This window comes from Mucilaginibacter sp. (assembly GCF_039207105.1).
Taxonomy (GTDB): Bacteria; Bacteroidota; Bacteroidia; order Sphingobacteriales; family Sphingobacteriaceae; genus Mucilaginibacter.
This window is the reverse complement of sequence record NZ_JBCECK010000266.1, coordinates 1-4,073: the sequence shown is the minus strand read 5'-3', so window position 1 is coordinate 4,073 and position 4,073 is coordinate 1. Positions and strand designations below refer to the sequence as shown.

Annotated in this window: 1 protein-coding gene; it reads right to left on the bottom strand. The window is 39.4% G+C overall.

Annotated elements, in window-relative coordinates; all coding sequences use genetic code 11:
- Positions 1 to 3,719 (bottom strand): FG-GAP-like repeat-containing protein (locus AAGC65_RS25295; protein WP_343115240.1); only part of this gene is annotated, 3,719 nt, incomplete at its 3' end.
- Between the last annotated feature and the right edge of the window lie 354 nt (positions 3,720 to 4,073).

The window sequence follows — 4,073 nt, the reverse complement described above, 5'->3', positions numbered from 1 at the left end:
ATATTATAGGTTCCGGGTAACGAGGTGTTACGGTAAATAAACATCAGGTTACTGGTGGGGCACAGCATTACCAGGTCTACACGGCCATCGCCATCAATATCGCCCGCCTTAATTATATTGGCACTGGCTGCAGTATTGAGTGTGGTGAGTCTGGTATTGTAATAGGAAGAGTTTATATCAGTATTGATGTAAACCGAGGCTGTTTTTGCTACGCTGTTAGCTAAAGCAAAATCAGCAAAATTATCCTGGTTAAAATCGGCCATAGTTAAATTACCTGGTTGTTCGGTTAACGACAAATAATTTGTGCCGCTAAAAGCTACATCGCTGCTATTATTCTTAAAATAAACAACCAGCCTAACAACAGTACTTCCACTTACAATTCCGCTTTCCTGCGTTATCAGGTCAGGGCTTCCGTCACCATTAATGTCGGCAACCGCTACATCATAAGATGACGTCAAAATTGTAGTTAAAGAAGACAGTTTAAAAGATAAATCGTTGATAACACCACTCACCGCATGGTTTGTTAAAAGCGATAACTTGCGTGCACCGGAAGCACTGGTTACTACAATATCCGGTTTTCCATCCCCATTCAGATCTGCAATGGCAACTGCTGTAGCAGCTCCGGCAGAAAGTGTGTAATCTACCTTTGCAGCAAATGACGAAGAATTAATGCTGCCGCTTGTTGATGTATTACGATAAATAGATATGGTACCGGCAGCATTAATAACAACCATGTCAGCTTTACGGTCTCCGTCCAAATCGCCTATGGCGACAGCTTTAGGATTTACACCTGTTGGAAAAGTAACTTTCGGGTCGAAATTTGTGCTGGTAGAACTAAAGGTGCTTACAAATATCTTGCTGCTAACTCCGGTAAGTTTATAATCAGTATTAAGTACAGATATAGGCTTATAAGTAGCGCCCTTGGGTGCAGTAACCAATAATTTGGTGCTTGTTGCAGTTTGTACGGTTGCACGGGTAGCTCCAAAATAAACAGTATTTTTAGTTACGTCGGGATTAAAATTTATACCCCTTATAGTTACTGCGGTACTGCTTACCGGTCCTGTTGGAGGGTTAAAGGTTTCAATAACAGGATAAAGGGGGCACTTATTTAAAAAAACTGTGCTCCCTACAATAAGATCATATTTACCATCGGCATTCATATCCTCGGTAAGAGGGTAATTATAGTTCGCATAACTTAAAAGGTCGATTTGCTGGGTAAATGATTTATTATCTATAATGCCTTTTGTTGCGTTATTGGTAAATACATTAGTAGCTAAATAAGTATCTGATGATCCATTAATACTCTTAGTCCGTTTTGAAATGATCTCCGGCCGGCCATCGCTATTGAGGTCTAACAGCTTAATAGTTGAATTTATTTTTTGATTTACTGAATATACTACCGGTGCAGCCAGCGATGATGTGTTAATAGTACCGGGTGTTGATTGATTTTTGTATACGACTATTCCCCGGTAACTGCCTATGGCAATATCAGGGAGCCCGTCACTATCAAGGTCGTCAATATCCATACCTTTATACCAGGGATAATTTGTTGTCGTTACTGGGCCATCAACCGTTTGATCGCTGGTAAAAATAACCGGTGCGGCAAATGATAAAGAGCCGATATATCCGTTTGCCGGAATATTGTTTTTTAATATATATACCTGCCCGGGTTGCGATAATTTATCAACACTAACCACCAGGTCAAGCTTACCGTCACCATCCATATCAGCTATATCTGCTAACCCGTTTCCTTCTGTTGATAAAACAGGTGTTAAAGTACCATCACTTTCCATAATTAAAACAGATTGATGATTTGGTGTTGCAGGTACAGTATAAAAGTCATTAATCGTATAAATTACTATTTCTTTTTTTCCATCGTTATTAATATCTCCAAAAACAGCGCCCTTAATGTATCCCCATTCGGCACCTACATTACCTATTTTTTTTATACTGAATGTAGGCTGCATCCCTGCAACTGTAGTATTAATACATAAAAACACTGCATTATTAGAATTAACCACAATATCGGGTTTGCCATCATTGGTCATATCAGTTGCAAATAAAACCTCATTACCATTTCCCTGAAGTTGATAACCGCTAACACTTAACATATATCCAAATGCATCGGCAAAATCATTGCTACCGTTATTAATAAAAATATTAAAGTAACTATTGTCAGATTGATCCTCCTTATAGCCGGCTAAATCAAATAAACCATCGCCATTGAAATCAGCTACTGCCTGAGCCATCGGGTGCTCAGTAAACCTATCCTCTCCCGGATGAGGCACTGGATAAAAATCCCTTATTTTGATGGTGCGGTTTACCATTTCAAATGTTACCCTGAATGGTTTTTTTGAATAGGCCGATGATATAGTAAAGGGAACAGGAGCTGCACCCGGCGGAACTTTTACCACCACTTGTGTTGGGCTTGAAGATATGGTTATTCCTTTGATATCACCAAAATACACCTCGCTGTTTAGGGGGAAATCAGTACCGGTGACAGTAATATTAGTGCCAATAGGGCCACTTTCGGGGCTAAATGCGGTAATGGTGGGCCTTATTTGTACAGGCGGCACATATAAATTACGAAACAGGGATACATTGTTGCTGCTGGAATTGGTAACAGCAATATCATATACGGCATCACCATCAATATCTGCGGAGGCTATGCCGGCCGGATTCGTACCGGTAACAATATCTGTTTTAGCGGCAAAGCTACCACCTGTATTTTTTAATATTGATATAGAGCCTCCGTCATAGTTACTTACGATCAGATCAGGCCGGCCATCGCGGTCAAGATCTTTCAACTGCACATTCACAGGGGCATTACCTGTGGCAAAATCAACCTTTGATGCAAACCCGGTACCTGTATTAAGCAGTAATGATACAGTATTATCCGTTTTATTTACAACAATAATATCAATGTTTCCGTCACCGTTTGTATCACCTAAGCTTAAGCTTACAGGCAACACACCGGTATCGTAACTGATTGGTGATGAAAAATGCCCATAATCAACATCATTTTTATAAACCACTACCTTATTGTTTCCTGTATTGGCTATCACAAGGTCGACCCCTCCATCATTATCAACATCAGCAAAAGCAACTGCTGAAGCATTTACTGTATTATAAATATTATTATAACTACTTTGGATCAGGGAGATGTTACCACTGCTAACCATACAATCAAATACATCTATTCGATTATTGGTGGGGCAAGCTACAGCCAGGCTAACACTTCCATCACCATTCAGACTGCCAGCAGCTATTGCAACGGGATTTTGGTCGGTGGCAAAATCAGCTTTTGGCGCGAGGGAAGCATTGGTGATACTTCCTGTAGTACTCATATTGCGAAAAAGCGATATAGTGTTACTGGCATAATTGGTTACAACAATTTCGGGCTTGTTGTCACGATCCAGGTCAGCTACCAGTATGGCTGTAGGTTGCGAACCGGTAGCAAAATCTACTTTGGCTGCAAATGAACCTGCTGTGATACTGCCCGTCACTGATATGTTGCGATATACCGATATGGTATTATCGCCTGTATTGGCTATGATCATATCCGGCTTTTTATCGCCATCAATATCTGCAAGTTGTATACCTTGCGGGTTTGTTCCGGTTGTAAGATCTACTTTAGAACCAAGATCAGGGAATGCGGCCATAAGGATATGTGCCGGAAGCAGCAAAATAATTAATAAATAAAGGTGCTTAATTGTCATATGTGATAATTATTAATATTGTTATATTATAGAATAAGCTGATGATAACCGAGACAGATCGATCATCGAAGATTCATCATAGAAGATGGCATCATCATTATAAAAAATAACCAAAGGCAACAGTTTTGCGAATGCAGGCAAACACCCTTTTTTCATATGGGATAAGTTTGGGTAATACGCATATCTTTCACTATGAGTATTTTATATGCTAAATTAAGCAGGTTTCAGCTTTTAAACTGTAATATAATTGTTACAATAGATAAAATAGCAAGATAGAAATATTAAATTGTATAGACAGGTTAAATAAAGATCAATAATTTTAATGCACCAATTATAGTTGGCACTCCGCTTCCA